This is a genomic window from Dyadobacter fermentans DSM 18053, assembly GCF_000023125.1.
Classification (GTDB): Bacteria; Bacteroidota; Bacteroidia; order Cytophagales; family Spirosomataceae; genus Dyadobacter; species Dyadobacter fermentans.
The window spans coordinates 6,750,505-6,767,545 of the sequence record NC_013037.1; the positions used below are offsets into that span (position 1 = coordinate 6,750,505).

General features: G+C 53.1%; 17 protein-coding genes. 5 read left to right on the forward strand and 12 right to left on the reverse strand.

All coding sequences use genetic code 11. From position 1 onward, the window contains the following. Positions 1-10: 10 nt before the first annotated feature. Both DFER_RS28030 and DFER_RS28035 read left to right on the forward strand, forming a co-directional pair. Complete coding sequence (locus DFER_RS28030) at positions 11-1,384, forward strand: sigma-54-dependent transcriptional regulator (protein ID WP_015815044.1); 1,374 nt, start codon at positions 11-13, stop codon at positions 1,382-1,384. Next, a complete protein-coding gene (locus tag DFER_RS28035) occupies positions 1,381-2,670 on the forward strand; it encodes a sensor histidine kinase (protein WP_015815045.1) in 1,290 nt (429 codons plus the stop codon). The genes DFER_RS28030 and DFER_RS28035 overlap by 4 nt, the downstream gene beginning before the upstream one ends. 2 nt (positions 2,671-2,672) lie before the next feature. Here DFER_RS28035 and DFER_RS28040 read toward each other — a convergent pair whose 3' ends face one another. From DFER_RS28040 to DFER_RS28060, 5 genes are read right to left on the reverse strand one after another with little or no spacing between them, the layout of a single operon-like run. Then, positions 2,673-3,683 carry a phosphotriesterase family protein gene (locus DFER_RS28040; RefSeq protein WP_015815046.1) on the reverse strand — a complete coding sequence of 337 codons (1,011 nt, stop codon included), beginning with the start codon at positions 3,681-3,683 and terminating at the stop codon, positions 2,673-2,675. A gap of 47 nt (positions 3,684-3,730) precedes the next feature. After that, positions 3,731-4,930 carry a site-2 protease family protein gene (locus DFER_RS28045; protein ID WP_015815047.1) on the reverse strand — a complete coding sequence of 400 codons (1,200 nt, stop codon included), beginning with the start codon at positions 4,928-4,930 and terminating at the stop codon, positions 3,731-3,733. After that, the gene (locus DFER_RS28050) at positions 4,920-5,555 is read right to left on the reverse strand and encodes an HAD family hydrolase (RefSeq protein ID WP_015815048.1); all 636 of its coding nucleotides are present in this window, start codon (positions 5,553-5,555) and stop codon (positions 4,920-4,922) included. Before DFER_RS28050 ends, DFER_RS28045 begins: the two co-directional genes overlap by 11 nt. Positions 5,556-5,563: 8 nt before the next feature. Continuing rightward, the gene (locus DFER_RS28055; protein ID WP_015815049.1) at positions 5,564-6,520 is read right to left on the reverse strand and encodes an acetyl-CoA carboxylase carboxyltransferase subunit alpha; all 957 of its coding nucleotides are present in this window, start codon (positions 6,518-6,520) and stop codon (positions 5,564-5,566) included. Between the two features lie 41 nt (positions 6,521-6,561). Beyond that, positions 6,562-7,983 carry an MBL fold metallo-hydrolase RNA specificity domain-containing protein gene (locus DFER_RS28060; protein WP_015815050.1) on the reverse strand — a complete coding sequence of 474 codons (1,422 nt, stop codon included), beginning with the start codon at positions 7,981-7,983 and terminating at the stop codon, positions 6,562-6,564. A 199-nt stretch (positions 7,984-8,182) separates the two neighbouring features. Between DFER_RS28060 and dacB the strand changes: the two genes are divergently transcribed. From dacB to DFER_RS30750, 3 genes are all read left to right on the forward strand, one after another. After that, positions 8,183-9,661, forward strand: coding sequence for a D-alanyl-D-alanine carboxypeptidase/D-alanyl-D-alanine endopeptidase (dacB, locus tag DFER_RS28065; RefSeq protein ID WP_015815051.1), 1,479 nt, complete (start codon positions 8,183-8,185; stop codon positions 9,659-9,661). Positions 9,662-9,774: 113 nt separating this feature from the next. Then, positions 9,775-9,942, forward strand: a complete 168-nt coding sequence (locus DFER_RS30295; RefSeq protein WP_187293493.1) for a hypothetical protein — start codon at positions 9,775-9,777, stop codon at positions 9,940-9,942. 158 nt (positions 9,943-10,100) lie between these two features. Then, a complete protein-coding gene (locus DFER_RS30750) occupies positions 10,101-10,223 on the forward strand; it encodes a hypothetical protein (RefSeq protein ID WP_015815053.1) in 123 nt (40 codons plus the stop codon). Positions 10,224-10,420: 197 nt separating this feature from the next. Here the strand turns inward: DFER_RS30750 and hslV are convergent, their stop codons facing one another. From hslV to DFER_RS28100, 7 genes are all read right to left on the reverse strand, one after another. After that, on the reverse strand, positions 10,421-10,963 hold the full coding sequence (hslV, locus tag DFER_RS28070) for an ATP-dependent protease subunit HslV (protein ID WP_015815054.1): 543 nt from the start codon (positions 10,961-10,963) through the stop codon (positions 10,421-10,423). Positions 10,964-11,070: 107 nt separating this feature from the next. Next, positions 11,071-12,765: a pyruvate dehydrogenase complex dihydrolipoamide acetyltransferase gene (locus DFER_RS28075; protein ID WP_015815055.1), complete on the reverse strand. Its 1,695-nt coding sequence runs from the start codon at positions 12,763-12,765 to the stop codon at positions 11,071-11,073. Positions 12,766-12,996: 231 nt separating this feature from the next. Next, positions 12,997-13,737, reverse strand: a complete 741-nt coding sequence (locus DFER_RS28080) for a glycosyltransferase family 2 protein (RefSeq protein WP_015815056.1) — start codon at positions 13,735-13,737, stop codon at positions 12,997-12,999. Next, positions 13,737-14,681, reverse strand: a complete 945-nt coding sequence (locus DFER_RS28085) for a D-2-hydroxyacid dehydrogenase (protein ID WP_015815057.1) — start codon at positions 14,679-14,681, stop codon at positions 13,737-13,739. The genes DFER_RS28080 and DFER_RS28085 overlap by 1 nt, the downstream gene beginning before the upstream one ends. Beyond that, positions 14,678-15,502, reverse strand: coding sequence for an aldolase/citrate lyase family protein (locus DFER_RS28090; RefSeq protein ID WP_143828841.1), 825 nt, complete (start codon positions 15,500-15,502; stop codon positions 14,678-14,680). Before DFER_RS28090 ends, DFER_RS28085 begins: the two co-directional genes overlap by 4 nt. Then, positions 15,499-16,290: a class I SAM-dependent methyltransferase gene (locus DFER_RS29430; protein ID WP_015815059.1), complete on the reverse strand. Its 792-nt coding sequence runs from the start codon at positions 16,288-16,290 to the stop codon at positions 15,499-15,501. The genes DFER_RS28090 and DFER_RS29430 overlap by 4 nt, the downstream gene beginning before the upstream one ends. Beyond that, the gene (locus DFER_RS28100; protein WP_015815060.1) at positions 16,290-17,021 is read right to left on the reverse strand and encodes a class I SAM-dependent methyltransferase; all 732 of its coding nucleotides are present in this window, start codon (positions 17,019-17,021) and stop codon (positions 16,290-16,292) included. The genes DFER_RS29430 and DFER_RS28100 overlap by 1 nt, the downstream gene beginning before the upstream one ends. Positions 17,022-17,041 lie beyond the last annotated feature (20 nt).

A 17,041-nucleotide genomic window follows, 5' to 3' on the forward strand; every position in this document is an offset into this window, starting at 1 on the left:
CCCGCTCCCAATGCTCCTAATCGTAGACGACGACCTTGCCATTCGCACTTCTCTTGTGCTTCTTTTGAAGAAGGAGGGATTTGATGTGCGGGGGGCTGGGTCGCCGGAGGAAACTTTTGAAATATTGCAGGCCGTGACGCCCGAGCTGATTTTGCTCGACCTTAATTTTTCGATAGAGACGTCGGGGAAGGAGGGGATGCATCTTTTGCAACGCATTAAGAGGCACAATGCCGCCATTCCTGTGATTTTGATCACTGGCTGGGGGACCATCGACCTCGCCGTGCGCGGGATGAAGGAAGGGGCCGCGGATTTTGTAACAAAACCCTGGCAGAACGATTACCTGATCCAATCCATTCGCACGACGCTGAACCTGGCTAAACCCGTGCCGCAAGCAGGGAGCCGCCGCAAGCTGGACCAGCAATATCATTTTGAAAATATCGTCGGCGAGGACGCCAAATTGCTCGATATCCTTGAAACCATCGGCCGGGTGGCTTCTACCGACGCGCCGGTGCTGATTACGGGCGAGAGCGGCACGGGGAAGGAGCTGATCGCCGAAGCGATCCATTCCAACAGCCGCCGGAAGCTGCGGCCGTTTGTGAAGGTGAACCTGGGTGGTATTTCGTCGACATTGTTTGAAAGCGAGCTGTTCGGGCATGTGCGCGGCGCATTTACGGATGCGAAGAGCGATCGAACGGGCCGGTTCGAGATGGCGCACCGGGGCACGATCTTTCTGGATGAGATCGGCGAGCTCGATTTGTCGAGTCAGGTGAAGCTGCTGCGGGTGTTGCAGGAGCGCACTTTCGAGCCGCTGGGAAGCAGCAAAAGCCGTACGGTGGACGTGCGGGTAATTTGCGCCACCAACCGCAACCTGGAAGAAATGGTGGCCCAGGGCACGTTCCGCGAGGATTTATATTACCGCATTAACCTCATTACCGTGAAGTTGCCGGCATTGCGTGAGCGACCGGATGACATTCCGCTTTTATCGGCGTTTTTTGCGGATAATCTCAAAACCATTTATAACCGTCCCGATCTGACAATCAGTAAGGCCGCTTTGAAATGGCTCAAAACACTTCCGCTGCAAGGCAACATCCGCCAGCTCAAAAACCTGGTGGAACGAACGGTGCTGCTCGCGACAAACAACGTGCTTGATATCGACGATTTCCAGCGCAACCTGAATGCAGGCACCGCTACCGCGCCGCATAAGGCCGTTCCCGAAGTAGGCAGCATTACGCTCGAAGAAATGGAGTTTCAGATGATCGTGCGGGCCATGCAGTACCATCAGAACAAGGTGAGTAAAGTGGCACGGTCGCTCGGGATCACAAGGTTTGCATTGTACCGGCGACTGGAAAAATTCGGGATATCCTTTGATTCGGAGGAAGCATGAGAATATCTACGAAATCGAAATACATTGCCTATATCGCCATCCTGCACCTGGTGCTGATCCTGCTGGTTTACAAGCTGCTTTTTGAGAATAAGGCATTGTTCATCGCGTCGGAGGTGTTTTTGTTGCTGTCCGCGGGCGCTTCCATCGTTCTTTACAACAATTTTATGCAACCTATCCAATTTGTGAAGTCCGGGATCGAAGCCATTAAGGACAAAGACTTTTCCATCAAATTCGTCCCGACGGGCAAAGGAGAGGTGGATATTCTCATCGAGGTTTATAACCTGATGATCGACCAGCTGCGCGAGGAGCGGATCAGGCTCAACGAGCAGCATTTCTTTTTGGAAAAACTCATCGAAGCCTCACCTATTTCGATCATTATCCTCGACTACGACGACCGCATCGAATCGCTCAACAGCAAAGGCAAAAGCCAGTTTGAGCAGGGCGGGAGGGAGCTGGCCGGCAAAAAGCTGGACGAAACGGACCTGGCCCTGCTGAGCGAGCTGGCGGGCATTCTCGATGGTGAATCGAGGCTCATTAAAACGAACGGGATCGCTACTTTCAAAGCGCAGCGTTCGCATTTTATGGACCGTGGCTTCCGCCGGTCGTTCCTCATGATCGAGGAGCTGACGAACGAGATCCTCGAATCGGAAAAGAATGCTTATGGCAAGGTTATCCGGATGATGGCGCATGAAGTGAACAATACCCTCGGCGCCACCGATTCCATTTTGCAGACGACCACGCATTTGCTTCCTGATACCGATTACCGGGATATCAAAGACGCATTGAGTGTAGTCTCAGAACGCAACCAGCGCCTCACGCGCTTCATGCGCAATTTCGCGGACGTGGTGCGCCTGCCAGCTCCCGTGCCCGAGCGGACGGACATGGGCGCATTGACGCGCGACGTAGCCGTTTTTATGCAAAATGCGGCCTCGGTACGGAACGTGCTGGTGCAAAGCGATTTGGATGAAAACGTATTTTGGAATGTAGACAAAGGCCAGATGGAGCAGGTTTTGATCAACGTGATCAAGAATGCGGTGGAAGCTTGCGAGAGCGGGCAGGAAGTACGCATTTATATCGCCTCCGACCGCCTGGTGATCCGGAATAACGGCAAGCCGATCGATCCGGAGGTGAGTACAAAGCTATTCAACCCATTTTTCAGCACCAAACGCGACGGCCAGGGAATCGGCCTCACACTGACGCGCGAAATACTCGGTAATCACGGGTTTGGCTTTGCATTAGAAACCCGCGCCGACGGCTGGACGGAGTTTCGCATCGAAACGTCGTAGGTTCACGCCTTGCGGACGCGGATCGCAAATGCCTTTGCGGGGTTGGCGGTCATTAATGTGTGCAAATCGGCATCGGTGAAACCGGCGGTTTTCAATGCGGGGATCAGCTGGTCGGAAATGGTGGTGTACCCGCGGAATTCGCCGCCATCGGGCTCTCCGGGGCGGTACCAGCCGGCATCGTGGGAGATGAGCACCTGCCCGAGCCGGTTTTTGGATTTCAAGAAGCGGAGCAATTCGACGTGCCGTTCGATATTATCGGTATCCACACCGTCCAGGCTGATCCAGCAGCCGCTTTTTCCTACATCCTCCATTTCATCGGCGGTGCCGCTGGCATGTACCCACAGGAATGCGGAAGCATGCACGCCCGACTGTTTCAGAATTTCAATTTCTTCACGCGCGGGCAATGCAGGACCCGTATGCGAGCAAATGGTGAGCCCGGTTTTCAGGTGGGTTAATGCCGCCGCGCGGATGAGCTTCTGGTGCAGTTCCGACAATTTGCCGCTGTTGACGCCGGTTTTGAGAAATCCCGGACGAATGCCGGTGCCGTCGATGCCTTTTTCAAACTCGGCGATCCAGCGGCCGGCGAGTTGCTCGGCGGTTTCGGAGAATGCCCATTCAGGCAAATACTTGTTATCGGAAGCGCCGTAATAGCCCGTATTCGTAAGCATTTTCAGGCCTGAACGCTGCGAGAGCTTTTTCAGCAGCGCCACATCGCGGCCAATAAATGCAGGCGTGCATTCCACGAGCGTCCGAATGCCGCGGGATTTGATTTCCTGCAAATAGGGCAGCACTTTTTGAATGACTTCCTCATGCTTCCACCGATCCGGGGAGATTTTGGCTGCACCGATAAAATCGACGAGGACGTGCTCGTGAATCAGCGAGGCGCCCAATTCGCTCACAGGGATTTTGCCCGTAACGGTGTAGGTATAAGGCGCTTCGGCGTTGACGCGTGCCGCCAGCGGAGCCGCAACGAATGCAGCCAGGAGTTGCCTGCGGGAAATTGTGATAGCCATATTCCTTTCGCAAAGCTACAAAAGGGGATCGCGGGGTGGTTCTCCTGCTACTCGATGATAATAAACGGCGTGGGGCTGAACGAAATCACGAAGATGACCAGCGCCACCACGCCAAGGATCATTCGCGGTGTGTCAAGCGGAGTATTGTCTTCCGTATCGGGGTGGCGAATGCCGAGGAAACGGCCCAGTATCAGCACGAACGGCAGCAGATTTACAGACCCGTCCCAATCCGGGCGGAAGTAGCAGACGGCAAACTGTCCCACGACGATCAGCAGGCTGGTCATGAGTGCCGTGGACGGATTGTCGAACGCGCGTTTGAAACAGATATAAAGGAAATAAATGTAAATGGCCAGATAAAGCAGTCGCTCATAAAACACGGCGTCGTTACCGGTCGCGAAGGATTCGGTGCGGAAAACGCCCAAACCTGCATAGAAAGCGAAAATGCCGAATAATACCGGTGCTACGATGTTAAACCGCTTTTTGCCGATCATCCCGTAAAGAATGTGCCCGCCATCAAGCTGGCCGATGGGAATGAGGTTCAGCGAGGTGAAAAACAATGCCAGGTAACCCGCAAAAATGTACGGATAATGAATGAGCTCGTACGCATGCGGCAGGCGGGCGGGGTCGGCCACGTAGTTTTTGAAAAACCAGAACAGGATATTGTCCCCAAGCATGAGGTTACCAGCCGGATTTTCGTAGGCGAATTGCGGATAATTCAGTCCGAAGCGCTCGTATTCGGGGTGGATTTTGAAAATATAATCTGGCGGCGGCAAATGTGTGAAGCCGTACCAAAGCACGACCAGCGCTGCAATAAATCCTGCCAGCGGCCCCGCGATGCCGATATCGAAGAATTTAACCCGCGATTTAACCACTTCCTTGATGCGGATAAATGCGCCGAGCGTACCGATGCTCTGCGAAATACCAAACCACAACGGAATGTAAAAAGGCAGTGTTACCTTCACCTTATGCGCCTTCGCCACAAAGTAATGCCCGAATTCGTGGATGGTTAGGATCAGCAGGAAGGGGATCGAAAAATGGAAACCCTGCACAAATTCCGCCCAGCCCATCGGCTTGTTCGGCATAGGGATTTCCTTGCCGTCGGGCTGGCCGATGAGGAAGAAAATCATGTCGTATACAAACCCGAATATGTTCCCGAACATCCATTCGGCACCGGCCATCGTGGTGGTGATGATGGTGATGATGAATAATGCTGCTTGGATAATGTGGGTTCGTGTGTTAGACTGCATAGTCTTGGAGGTATTCCAGAATAGTGACCGGCTTTTGGACGTGAATAGTTTCGATCCCGAGCTGCGCCGCGCCGCGGATATTGTCCGCATTGTCGTCGAGGAAAAGCGTTTCTTCCGCTTTCAGGCCGGCTTTGTCGAGCACTTGCTGGTAAATACGGGTGTCGGGCTTCATGAGGCCCATTTCGTAGGAAAGAAAAACAATTTCGAACAGGTCTTCCAGCCTTTCCACGCCCGTGGAGGCTTTCAGTATTTTGTTGACCTGCGTAATGTGGATCGAACTGGTGTTGCTGAGCAGGAACAGCCGGTATTTGGTCGCCAGCTTTTTGAGCAGCTCCACGCGCTCGGGCGGGAGGTCGAGCAGCAGACTGTTCCAGGCGGTATCGATGGCTTCGTCCGACAGATCGGGGAATTTCAGGATTTCACGCACATAGTTCCGGAATGAGGGTTCGTCCATCGTCCCGGTTTCAAACTGGCGGAAAATCTCGCTTTCCTTGAAAATAGTGAGTATTTCGGCCTGCTCGCGTCCGCTCAGGTCGGCGAAAGACTTGGAAGCAATGGGCACGTCAATGTTGAGAATGACGTCGCCGAGGTCGAAAATGATATTCTTGATCTGGTCGTTTTTCATGGATACGGTTATGCTTCAACTACCACGCCCATTGAGCAGAACTTCTCGATCCGCTGATCAATGCGGTCTTGGTCTTCAATCGACGACAGTTCGGCGATGTTTTCGAGGATTACCCTTTTCAGCTCGTCGGCCATCCATTTGTGGTCGAGGTGGGCACCGCCGAGCGGTTCGGAGATAATGCCGTCCACGAGTTTGTAATTGGTCATATCCTTGGCGGTGATTTTCATCGCTTCGGCAGCCTGCTCCTTGAAATCCCAGCTTCTCCAGAGGATCGCCGAGCAGTTCTCAGGGGAAATTACAGAATACCAGGTGTTTTCGAGCATCAGCACGCGGTCGCCGATCGCGATTCCCAATGCACCACCGGAAGCGCCTTCGCCGATCACGATACAGATCACGGGCACTTTCAGCATAAACATTTCTTTCAGGTTACGAGCGATTGCCTCGCCCTGGCCGCGTTCTTCCGCTTCCATGCCCGGGAATGCCCCCGGCGTGTCGATCAGCGTCACGATCGGCTTGTTAAACTTCTCGGCGAGCTTCATCAGGCGCAATGCCTTGCGGTAACCTTCGGGGTTGGGCATACCGAAGTTCCGGTGCTGGCGCTGCTTGGTGTTGCGGCCTTTTTGCTGGCCAATGAGCATGAACGACTGTCCGCCGACATTCACCAGGCCACCGATAATAGCCGGATCATCGCGCACCTGGCGGTCGCCGTGCAGTTCAATGAACTCGTCGCAGATCAGCTCGATGTAGTCGAGCGTGTAAGGGCGGTCCGGGTGACGGGAAAGCTGCACACGCTGCCAGCGCGTGAGGTTTTCAAATATTTCTTTTCGAAGGTTGGTGATGTTGCCTTCCAGCAACGCAATGGCGTCCGAAAAATCCACATTGTTTTCATTCGCCAATGTTTTCATTTCTTCGAGCTTTCGTTCGAGCTCGGCCATAGGCTTTTCAAAATCCAGGTATGTTCTCATAATTCAGGTTCTGATGATTAGTGGGGCGAAATCAGAGGCGGTCAGAGTTCGTAGGTAGTGCCTCTTAACGGCGTTTCCACCGAATGATAGCCGATTTCTTGAATTTTACTTTGGAATTCAGCCATGCTTTGCTGCTCTCCGTGGACGAGGAAAATGCCTTTCAGTTTTTCCGGATCCTGCATTTTTACAAAATTGATTAAGTCGTTTTGGTCTCCGTGGCCGCTAAATACGTCAATTTTTTCAACATTAGCCAAGACCGGGTGCTGCTTTCCGCGAATCGAGATTGTGTCCTGCCCGTTCAAAAGCCGCCATCCGAGCGTACCTTCCGAGGCGTAACCGATCATCAGAATGGTCGCATACGGATTGCCGATATTCGCCTCCACGTGCGCCTCCACGCGTCCTCCCTGCACCATGCCCGACGACGAGATGATGATGCACGGCTCGTTGTAGTTCGATACCGCCCGGCTCGCGTCGGAGCTTTCGAGGTAGATAAGGTTTTCGAAATCAAAAAGCATATCATTGTCCTCCTTGAACTCCCGCGCTTCCTTGTTCAGCATTCTCGCATGTTTCTGATAAACCTTCGTGCTGCTATGTGCCAAAGGGCTGTCCGAGAACACTTTAATGAACGGGAATGAGCGGTCGAGATAGAGCTGGTTGAGCGTGTAGAGCAATGCCTGCGTGCGTCCTACGGAGAACGAGGGAATGATGAGCCTGCCCGGAATGTCGATGCAAGTGCGCTTGATCACGTCGGCAAGCGTTTCTACCGGCCCGCGCTGGTCTTCGTGCAGGCGGTTACCGTACGTCGATTCGCAGATCAGATAGTCCACCTGCGGCACTTCCTGGGGATCGATCAGCAGCGGATAGTTTTTGCGCCCGATGTCGCCCGAAAAGCACAGCCGTTTTTTCTCCCCGTTTTCATACACTTCCAGCACAATATGCGCCGCGCCAAGCAAGTGGCCGGCGGCGTAATAGGTGACGGTCACATTATCGGCAATGCGGTAGCGCTGTCCGAATGCGACGGGCACAAAGTTGTCCAACGCCTCGATCACATGTTTTTCGACATAGTAATCCATCGGCACCTCGCGTTTCTTCTTGCCGCTCCGTTTTTTGGAATTGATCCGCGAATTGAGCCTTTTCTGATGCAGGTTGGCCGCGTCTTTCAGCAAAAGCGACGTGAGGGCCATGGTAGGCTCGGTGCATACCACCCGGCCTTCGAAACCTTCCTTGTAGAGGTTCGGGATGTTGCCGGAATGGTCAATGTGGGCGTGTGTGAGCAGTACAGTGTTGATCAGGCTCGGTTCAAACGGAAAAACGCTCTTCTGCTGTTCGTACCTGGTTTTTTTGCCGATCTCATCGAGATCAAAATCGGAGCCGCAATCGATCAGGATGCGGTAGTCGTCCGATTCGAGGAGGAACATACTACCCGTGACCTGCTGCGTTGCCCCCCAAAATGTCAATTTCATATAAATAGTATGGGGTGAAAGCTATATTGATATTTTTCGCCTGATGGAAAAATCAATATCACTATTGTATCATTTCTTTGTAAACTACTAACCGTTCGTCTAATATCTTACAAAAGTACCAAAAATCAGCCTGAGATACGGACATTAGTTACTAGATTAGACAAAGCGGCACAAATTTTGTGTCCGGCGAATATTTAATATGATGAGAACGACCCTTCTATTGTTTTGCATTTTCTTAGGAATTCGCGCAGCACAGGCGCAGGTGATCGACAGCGCCGGTCTGGTCCGTTTTTCCGACGCCGTCCTCGAATTACAAAACAGCGAATTCATGCGAAGCGGCTCACTGGCGGTGAGTATTAAGGCCGTAAAGGAGAATAAGAATGTATTTTCACTCAACCACGAGCGTTCGCTTCCCTCGGCGTCCACCCTGAAACTCGTTTCCACAGCCACCGTCCTTGCGCTGTTTGGCGGTGATTTCAAATTCCAAACATTCCTCGAACACGACGGCATCATTCGCGGCGACACGCTCGCGGGTAACCTCTACATTCACGGAACCGGCGATCCATCCCTGGGCAGCGACCGGTTCAAAGGCTATCCGACGGCCCAGGAAATCATCACCCGCTGGGTGGCCGCCGTGAAGCGCGCGGGAATCAGGTATATTAAAGGCAAAGTGCTTGCCGACGCATCGTTTTTCGATAAAGAGGCCGTGGCCAGCACGTGGATCTGGGGCGATATGGGCAACTATTACGGCGCAGGCGTACAGGGACTGAATTTTAATGAGAATCTCTATCGCGTAAAGTTCAAGCCGGGCGGGGATGTCGGCGACCCCACAAGCGTACTCGGTACCGATCCGGCGATTCCCTATCTATCATTCACCAACCAGGTAACCACCGGCGAGCGCGGTTCGGGCGATAAAACGGTCATTTACAGTAGTCCGCTGGGCAATAATGTGGTGCTGACGGGCACAGTACCGGCGGGAAATGCGACTTTCACCGTCAAAGGCTCCATCCCCGACCCGGCGTGGTATGCGGCATATGCATTGAAAAACGCCTTGTCGGGCAATGGAGTAGTAGTAGCGGAAGCCGCGCAGCCATCGGGCAATGCGGCAAGCACTACTCAGAATCCGAAAAGAATAATAGACGAATACAAATCCCCGCCATTACGCGAATTATGCCAGCAGACCAACTTTTGGAGCATAAACCTGTTTGCGGATGCCTTTTTCAAACAATCGGGCAAGCGGCTTTCGGGCAGTTCGGGGTTCGACGATGCGGCCACGGCCATTACGGGCTATTGGTCGGGCAGGGGAGCGGATCTGAGGGGTTTTTATATCAAAGACGGCAGCGGCCTGTCACCCTCCGGCTCGATCACAGCAAGCAGCCTGACAGACATTCTGAACCTGGCAAACAAGGATGTCAGTTTCAAAGATTTTTACCAAAGCATCGCCATTCTCGGGCAAAACGGAACGGTGCGAAACCTTGGAAAAGGCTCGCGTGCCGCAGGTAACATGCACGCAAAGAGCGGTTCCATTGAAGGCACGCGGGCATTTGCGGGGTATGTGAATGCGAAATCGGGCGCCTTGCTGAGTTTTACGATTATCGCGCACAAATACGTGCCGGGGAGTAACCGCGTGATTTCCGATTCGCTGGTGAAGCTGATGACGCTGATGGCGGAGTTGTGAGGGACTGTAGTTGTTGTTACATCCCTCACGGGATTCACATTGAACCCGCGTTGCCCCGTTTGCTACCAATATTACGTCGCTAACGCGACTTTTCATATGGGAGAACAAATGCCGTGAGGCATGTAACATTTGAAGGTACGCGGACATTTGCGGGGTATATGAATGCGAAATCGGGTGCGTTGCTGAGTTTTACAATCATTGCACACAAATACGTGCCGGGGAGCAACCGCGTGATTTCTGATTCGCTGGTGAAGCTGGTGACGCTGATGGCGGAAATGTGACGGATTGAAATTGTTGTTACATCCCTGACGGGATTCACATTGAACCCGCATTGCACCGTTTGCTACCAATATTACGTCGCTAACGCGACTTTTCATATGGGAGAACTAGTGCCGTCAGGCACGTAACATTTGAAGGCACGCGGACATTTGCGGGGTATATGAATGCGAAATCGGGTGCGTTGCTGAGTTTTACAATCATTGCACACAAATACGTGCCGGGGAGCAACCGCGTGATCTCCGATTCGCTGGTGAAGCTGACGACGCTGATGGCGGAGTTGTGAGGGACTGTAATTGTTGTTACATCCCTGACGGGATTCACATTGAACCCGCACTGCCCCGTTTGCTACCAATATTACGTCGCTAACGCGACTTTTCATATGGGAGAACAAGTGCCGTCAGGCACGTAACATTGGTAGCAAAGAGTTTGTGTACGGATCGAATGGAAATGCCGTAGGCATGTAACAACAACAAAAATGAACTACTGAACGACTTTCTCGATCACCAGGTTATGATTGGTATAAATGCAAAGATCTGCCGCAATGGTCAGCCCTTCCCGCACCATCTCCTCTGCCGAAAGATGCGTAGCATGCTTTTTCAATGCCTGCGCTGCCGATAATGCAAAATTTCCGCCCGAGCCGATGGAGGCAATGCCATTTTCAGGTTCCAATACATCACCAGTGCCCGAAATGACGAGGATTTCATCCTTGTTGGCCGTGATCATCATCGCTTCCAGCTTACGCAGGTAGCGGTCGGTGCGCCAGTCTTTGGCGAGTTCGATGGCGGCGCGTTTCATATTGCCGCCGTATCCATTCAGTTTTTCTTCAAAACGATCCAGTAAAGTGAATGCGTCGGCCGTGGAGCCTGCGAATCCTACGAGGATTTTGCCGCCTTGCAACGTGCGGATCTTTTTAACATTACTCTTGGCAACTGTATTGCCCATTGTAGCCTGACCGTCCGCGCCCAATGCGACAGTTCCGTTGTGAAGTACTCCCAGGACGGTAGTAGCGTGTATCTTCTCCATATTGATATTTTAATGCAAATGTTAGTCGCGTTTGAAACAAAATCCCTCAGAAAACAAAAGTGCCAGACCTTGCGGGCCTGACACTTTTTCATGCATTTGTTTTTTACTTAAACCAGCATGCTCATTGGCTCTTCCAACAGTTTTTTCACTGTCAAAAGGAACTGGGCAGCAGTTGCGCCATCTACCACGCGGTGGTCGGCGGAAAGCGTCACTTTCATGATGTTGGTCGGGTAAACCGTTCCATCTTCCTTGAAAGCAGCCACTTTCTTGATCGCACCGATCGCCAGGATACAGGAATCCGGCGGGTTGATGATCGCTGTAAATTCGTCTACACCGAACATTCCGAGGTTCGACACCGAGAATGTGTTGCCTTCCCAGTCTTTCGGTTGCAGTTTTTTATCTTTCGCTTTGCCGGCCAGGTCTTTTACTTCGCCTGAAATGGCAGAAAGCGTTTTCTTGTCAGCCTCGCGGATTACCGGCACGAGCAAACCTTCGTCCACTGCCACGGCTACACCGATGTTGACATAATTGTATTTCCGGATTTTGTCACCCAGCCACGCGGAGTTTACGGCAGGATGTTTTTTCAATGCCACGGCGCATGCTTTGATCACCATGTCGTTGAATGAGATCTTCGCGGTAGCCACTTCGTTCAGCTGCGGGCGGAGTGCCATTGCCTTGTCCATGTTGATTTCCATGGTCACGTAGAAGTGAGGCGCAGTGAACAAGCTTTCGCTCAGGCGGCGTGCAATGGTTTTACGCATTTGCGAGATTGGCGTATCGGTAAAGTCGCCTGATGCAGGGGCAGCCGCAGCGGGAGCAGCCTCGGCTTTGGCAGCCGGAGCAGTTTGTGCGGGGGCAGCAGCAGGAGCCGATGCCTGTGCGGCAGGCTTAAATTCGTCAACATCGCGTTTTACGATGCGTCCGTTGTCGCCGCTTCCTGACACTTCGCTCAGGTTAATGCCTTTTTCGTCGGCCAGGCGTTTCGCCAGGGGCGATGCTTTCACACGGTCACCGGAGTCAGCTACTGAAACGGCTTTATCGGAGCCATTTACAGTCGGTGCCGAAGTGGCTGCTTGTGCCGGAGCTGCTTCCGCTTCCGCAGGCGCTTCGCCGTTTTCGCGGGCCAGCAATGCTTCTACATTCGCACCTTCTTCACCGATTACGGCGATGATCGCGTCCACAGGAACTGCTTCGCCTTCTTTAATGCCTACGAAAAGCAATGTGCCGTCCTCGTATGCTTCGAGCTCCATCGTAGCCTTGTCGGTTTCGACTTCGGCCAGGATATCGCCTGATTTTACTTTATCACCTACTTTTTTCTGCCATGAAACCAGCGTACCTTCTTCCATGGTATCGCTCATTTTCGGCATACGCACTACCGCAGCATTAATTTTCTCGGTAGATGCAGGAGCGGGTGCAGGTTTCGCTGCCGGCGCGCTTTGTGCGTCAATGGTTTCCACAGCGGGAGCTTCTTCCTTAGGAGCGGGTGCCGACTCTTCTTTGGCAGGTGCGGTAGCAGCGCCGTTGCCATTGCTGGCACCGTCGAGCAGCGACTGGTAGTCTTCGCCTTCGTTGCCTACGATCGCCATGATACCGTCGATAGGTACTGCATCGCCTTTTTTCACGCCGATGTAAAGAAGGGTACCGTCCCAGTAAGATTCCAGGTCCATAGTCGCCTTGTCGGTTTCCACCTCAGCAATCACTTCACCGGATTTAATTTTATCGCCTACTTTTTTGTGCCATTCCGCGATAACACCTTCTTCCATGGTGTCGCTCATTTTGGGCATACGAATTACTTCTGCCATATCGCTTGTTAAGGTATTTTTTGTTCTTAGTCGAAATTCAGATTTCAGTCAAAATTACAATAAAAGGTGAATAGGAGAGATTTTTCATATCATAAAATTCCCCCCTCCGTGTGCCGCTTGCGATTTTGTGAAAAATATCGTCCGGGTACCGCTTGATAATCAGTGGTATAACCTGCGGTAATGGCTTTGAGGCAATTAATGCTACGTGAATGCCGGAATTCAGCCTGTTGTTTATTGTTTTTCGGCAATATAGGAATGATCTGCCAAAAGATGTGAATTAAGCCATTCCCGGGCCGATTCTTCCGCCTGGGAATGATCCAGCCGCATGGTCCTGAAAAAACTCGCCGCAACACGCATCCGTTTTCGGAACGTATAGGAAGTCTCCTGCTGCGCATTTCTCGGGCGTTCCACACCCACGCTGGCGCATCGCAGGCCGGTTTTTGCGATGAGGCCGATGAGGTAGGGCTGCCGGCTCAGATAGGGAAGAAACCGCGATGCAGCCTCCCGCCGGATTACCATAAAAAGCCCGGCGTTCATCGGAATGCGCCTGCGCGATACCAAATGGACCATTCCTTTGAAGAGAAATGAGGTGAAGAGCCTGCCCGGCGATTCGTATTGCCCCTGCCGTTGGGCAAAAACAACATCGGTATCCGGTCGCATGGCGCTCATGAGCAGGGAAAGGTTTTCGGGCTCGTCCTGCAAATCGGCATCCATCGTGGCGATCATTTCCCCACGTGCGAACGCCATGCCTGCAATCAGCGCGGCGCTCTGCCCGGCATTGGTTTTCAGGTTTACGATATGGAAGGGCACGGCAGGCGGCAGCGACCGCAGGATTGAAAGCGAATGGTCGGGAGAGGCGTCATTGACATACACCACCTCGCAGGGCATATTTGCCGCCATTTGGCTGATGCGCTCGTGAAGTGCTTCGAGTGTGGAGGCGCTTTTATATACGGGAACGACGATGCTGAGCATTAATAACCTTTATCATAATTAACGACATTCAACAGCGGTTCTCCGCGGAGATATCTCGCGAGATTTTGCTCAAAAAGGGGCTGCCATTTGTAAACCGGGCCTTCGAGACTCCGGCCTACGTGCGGGCTGACCATGATATTCGGCTCCCGCCAGATCGGATGGGTTGCAGGAAGCGGCTCCTGTTCGAACACGTCGAGCGCGGCACCTGCCAGGCGTCCCGCATGCACCATTTCCCACAACGCATCGTCGTCGAGCGTGCCGCCGCGGCCGATGTTGACGACAAATGCGGACGCTGGAAGCTGTTCGAGGACGGATTTGTTTACGAAATGGTGGGTGTCGGCAGTTTTGGGAAGGCAAATGATCAATGCGTCGGTTTCGGCGAGCGCGCGTTGCCATGTTTTGCTGCCAAACACGTGTATGGAATCGTCTTGCGAGTCATCCGGCTGGTTCCGCACGGCCGAAACCTGCGCACCCATTGCCGAAGCGAGCCGCGCTATCTCTTTTCCGAGACTGCCCCAGCCGAGGATCAGGCAGCGGCTTCCGTGGAGTGTGCGCAGCCGGTGGCGCTGCCAGCGGGTGTCGTGTTGCTCATCCCTCAGCCGGTGTATTTGGCGGAAAAGTGTGAGTAAAAGGGTGATGGTGTGCTCTGCAAGTTCGGCGTCGTATATGCCCCGGGAGCAGGTTAATGTGATGTTTTGATCAATCAGTCGCTGTTTTTCGGTGAGGATGATGTCTACGCCTACGGAATTGGATTGCATCCACCGAAGTTGGCGGGCGAATGGCAGGCTTTGGATGAAATACCGGTTGCCTAACACGATTTCCGCGTCCGTAATCAGCGCTTTCGCCTCTTCTTCCGAATGTGCGATCACAATGTCATGCCCCGTCGCGATTTGTTTCAGTCGTTCCAAATGTGCCTCGATGGGCTCGTACATCAAAAGGATCATATGTACGCGGGATTGGTCGTCCAGCTGTCCACGAGCTGCCGGAACTTCTGGAAGTCTGCGGCAACCTCTTCGCCGGACCGGCTGGCTGCTATTTGGTAGGATTGGCGGATTTGCTGCACCATGTGTTCCATCGAATGCAGGGCATGGTCCCTGATGAATGTGCGCCTGAGGAAACTGAAATCGATGCCGAGTCGCGCGTACTCATTAATCAGGTATTGGCTGGCAATGGGCATGCCGCTGGGCGGATAGGTAACGCCGCCCGCACCGAGGGGAATCTGGAAATTCCGCCGGATGTTCGCGACGGTATCATTCATGAGCGGCACAAAAATGTTTTTGCTGTTTTGCTGGATATGCAGGTCGTTCAGGCCTACGTAGGCGCGGCGAAGCGGCAGGCTGCTGAGTTCATTCATGCATTCGAGGGCGGAGGCGGTTTCGATGAGGATGCTGAAACCGGTGCGGCCGGCGATCATGTCGCAGGTTTGGCGTGCTTCGCGGATATTGCGGACCATGGGAAGGAAAATCTCGTCGGCGCCCGCGCGCAGGGCCATATCCACTTCCACGGGTGTATGCTCTTCCGAAAAGCCGTTGATCCTGCATATCAGCCTGCCCGACGGCGTTACTTCCCTCACCCGGCAGAGGTCGTCGTAAGTATCATAGTTGATCTGCGTGTCGAAGTTTTCCTGCCGGAGTTTTTTACCCTGGTTTTCCCAGTCTACGATAATGCCGTCCACCCCGGCCGATATTGCCTTCCTGACCATCGCAGGGTCGGTGGTGAACAGGAATAGCTGAAAATGGTCTGTTTGGCGTAAAAGTTGGCTCACAAATCTTTTGTTTTACGTGCTACGATCAGACAACTGGTACCGAACGGTATCCTGCGTTTATTCCTAATGGCCTTGGCCTCCCAGCTCAGCAACTTCCGCAGCAGGTTCGCTGTGGCCGGACGGCCCGCCATATGCTCATTTCGCTTCTTCTCGGGCGTATTGTTCTTTTTAATCCCAAACTTCTCCGGCAGCACGCGTGCCAGCCACATCGGTGCCCACACGAGCGAGAAGAAGTAGGTTCGATAGGTTACTTCAAATCCCGCTTTGGCCAGCAAACCGGTGAGCCGGGGCAGGGTATATCTTCTGTAATGCCCCAGCTGGACATCGTTTTCGGACCAAAGGCTGCTGAATGCCGGCACCGTGAGCATGATCTGGCCCCCGGGAGCGAGCAGCAGATTGATATTTTTCAGGAAAGCCGCATCGTCCTCAATGTGTTCCATGACATCGAAAAAGCCGGCCGCCGGGGCCTCTCCCGAAGCTTGTTTGACATAATCTTCGAGCGTGCTTTGCATGGTTGACCGTATTCCGCGCTTCCGGGCGTTTTCGATGCCGGTTGCGTATGGTTCCACCAAGGTGACGTCGTAGCCCGCATTCTGCATGGCGAGGGCTGTGATGCCGTTGCCGCCGCCAATGTCCAGAAAGTCTTTGGGGAACTGGCAGGCCTTCATCGCTTCTACGAGGCATTCGTTCCGGTGCTGGTACCAGAACGAGATGTCTTCCATATCAAAACAGACCGAATTGCCATCGTCGGGGTACGAAACGATCCAGTTTTCCCTGCTGTTTCCCATTATCGTTTTTCTGCCGTGATAATCTGAAATGGCAAAAAGCTGTTCAGCCCCGGAATTTTTTCCAGCACCGGCTCGCTTTTTTGCCCAAACCCGCTGTTGGCCAGGAACGGCGGGTAAAACCCGAAGCGTTTGATCTTCGGATTGCTCCAACCGGCGTAAGCCATAGCGTCGAACAGTTTCTTTTTGGTCATGTCCGCCACACCTTTGTCGCCTTCCCACGACATGCCCGGTGTAAATGCGATTTGCAGATAATAGAGGGGGTTGTATGCATTTGGTTCGAGGAATACCAGCTTGGCACCCGGCCTTGCGATCCGGTGCATGGCCTGGAAGCATGCATGCAGGCTGTGAAAATGGTGCAAAGCCATAAAACCCATTACCACATCGAACTGCTCGTTCAGCTCCTCGGGCGCGTCCAGAATGTCGGCAGCGTGCAGTTTTACCGGAAATTTATTATCGTTGTACACCAGCAACTGCTGCAAGAGAAACGGCGAAAGATCGAGGCCTTCCACCTTGTAGCCCTGCGCCAGAAAGCTGAGTGTGTATTTACCCATCCCGCAAGCCACGTCGATGATCCGGTCCGACTTTTTGATCCCGGCGAAATCGATCACTTCCTTCACATGCCTGCGCACGTACGGGGACGAAACAGGGATCATGGTTTGCTTGATCTTATGCCCGAAATAATCGAGTTGCTGGTTGTTGTGAAACTTGATGGTGGAAACGACAATGCTCATAGGAAAGGCGCTGGTTCATA

Excerpts from the sequence above, each read along its gene's own strand:
- DFER_RS28030 (WP_015815044.1), top strand. The coding sequence starts at position 11 with ATGCTCCTAATCGTAGACGACGACCTTGCCATTCGCACTTCTCTTGTG.
- DFER_RS28035 (WP_015815045.1), top strand. The coding sequence starts at position 1,381 with ATGAGAATATCTACGAAATCGAAATACATTGCCTATATCGCCATCCTG.
- DFER_RS28040 (WP_015815046.1), bottom strand. The coding sequence starts at position 3,683 with ATGGCTATCACAATTTCCCGCAGGCAACTCCTGGCTGCATTCGTTGCG.
- DFER_RS28045 (WP_015815047.1), bottom strand. The coding sequence starts at position 4,930 with ATGCAGTCTAACACACGAACCCACATTATCCAAGCAGCATTATTCATC.
- DFER_RS28050 (WP_015815048.1), bottom strand. The coding sequence starts at position 5,555 with ATGAAAAACGACCAGATCAAGAATATCATTTTCGACCTCGGCGACGTC.
- DFER_RS28055 (WP_015815049.1), bottom strand. The coding sequence starts at position 6,520 with ATGAGAACATACCTGGATTTTGAAAAGCCTATGGCCGAGCTCGAACGA.
- DFER_RS28060 (WP_015815050.1), bottom strand. The coding sequence starts at position 7,983 with ATGAAATTGACATTTTGGGGGGCAACGCAGCAGGTCACGGGTAGTATG.
- dacB (WP_015815051.1), top strand. The coding sequence starts at position 8,183 with ATGATGAGAACGACCCTTCTATTGTTTTGCATTTTCTTAGGAATTCGC.
- DFER_RS30750 (WP_015815053.1), top strand. The coding sequence starts at position 10,101 with ATGAATGCGAAATCGGGTGCGTTGCTGAGTTTTACAATCATTGCACAC.
- hslV (WP_015815054.1), bottom strand. The coding sequence starts at position 10,963 with ATGGAGAAGATACACGCTACTACCGTCCTGGGAGTACTTCACAACGGA.
- DFER_RS28075 (WP_015815055.1), bottom strand. The coding sequence starts at position 12,765 with ATGGCAGAAGTAATTCGTATGCCCAAAATGAGCGACACCATGGAAGAA.
- DFER_RS28080 (WP_015815056.1), bottom strand. The coding sequence starts at position 13,737 with ATGCTCAGCATCGTCGTTCCCGTATATAAAAGCGCCTCCACACTCGAA.
- DFER_RS28085 (WP_015815057.1), bottom strand. The coding sequence starts at position 14,681 with ATGATCCTTTTGATGTACGAGCCCATCGAGGCACATTTGGAACGACTG.
- DFER_RS29430 (WP_015815059.1), bottom strand. The coding sequence starts at position 16,290 with ATGGGAAACAGCAGGGAAAACTGGATCGTTTCGTACCCCGACGATGGC.
- DFER_RS28100 (WP_015815060.1), bottom strand. The coding sequence starts at position 17,021 with ATGAGCATTGTCGTTTCCACCATCAAGTTTCACAACAACCAGCAACTC.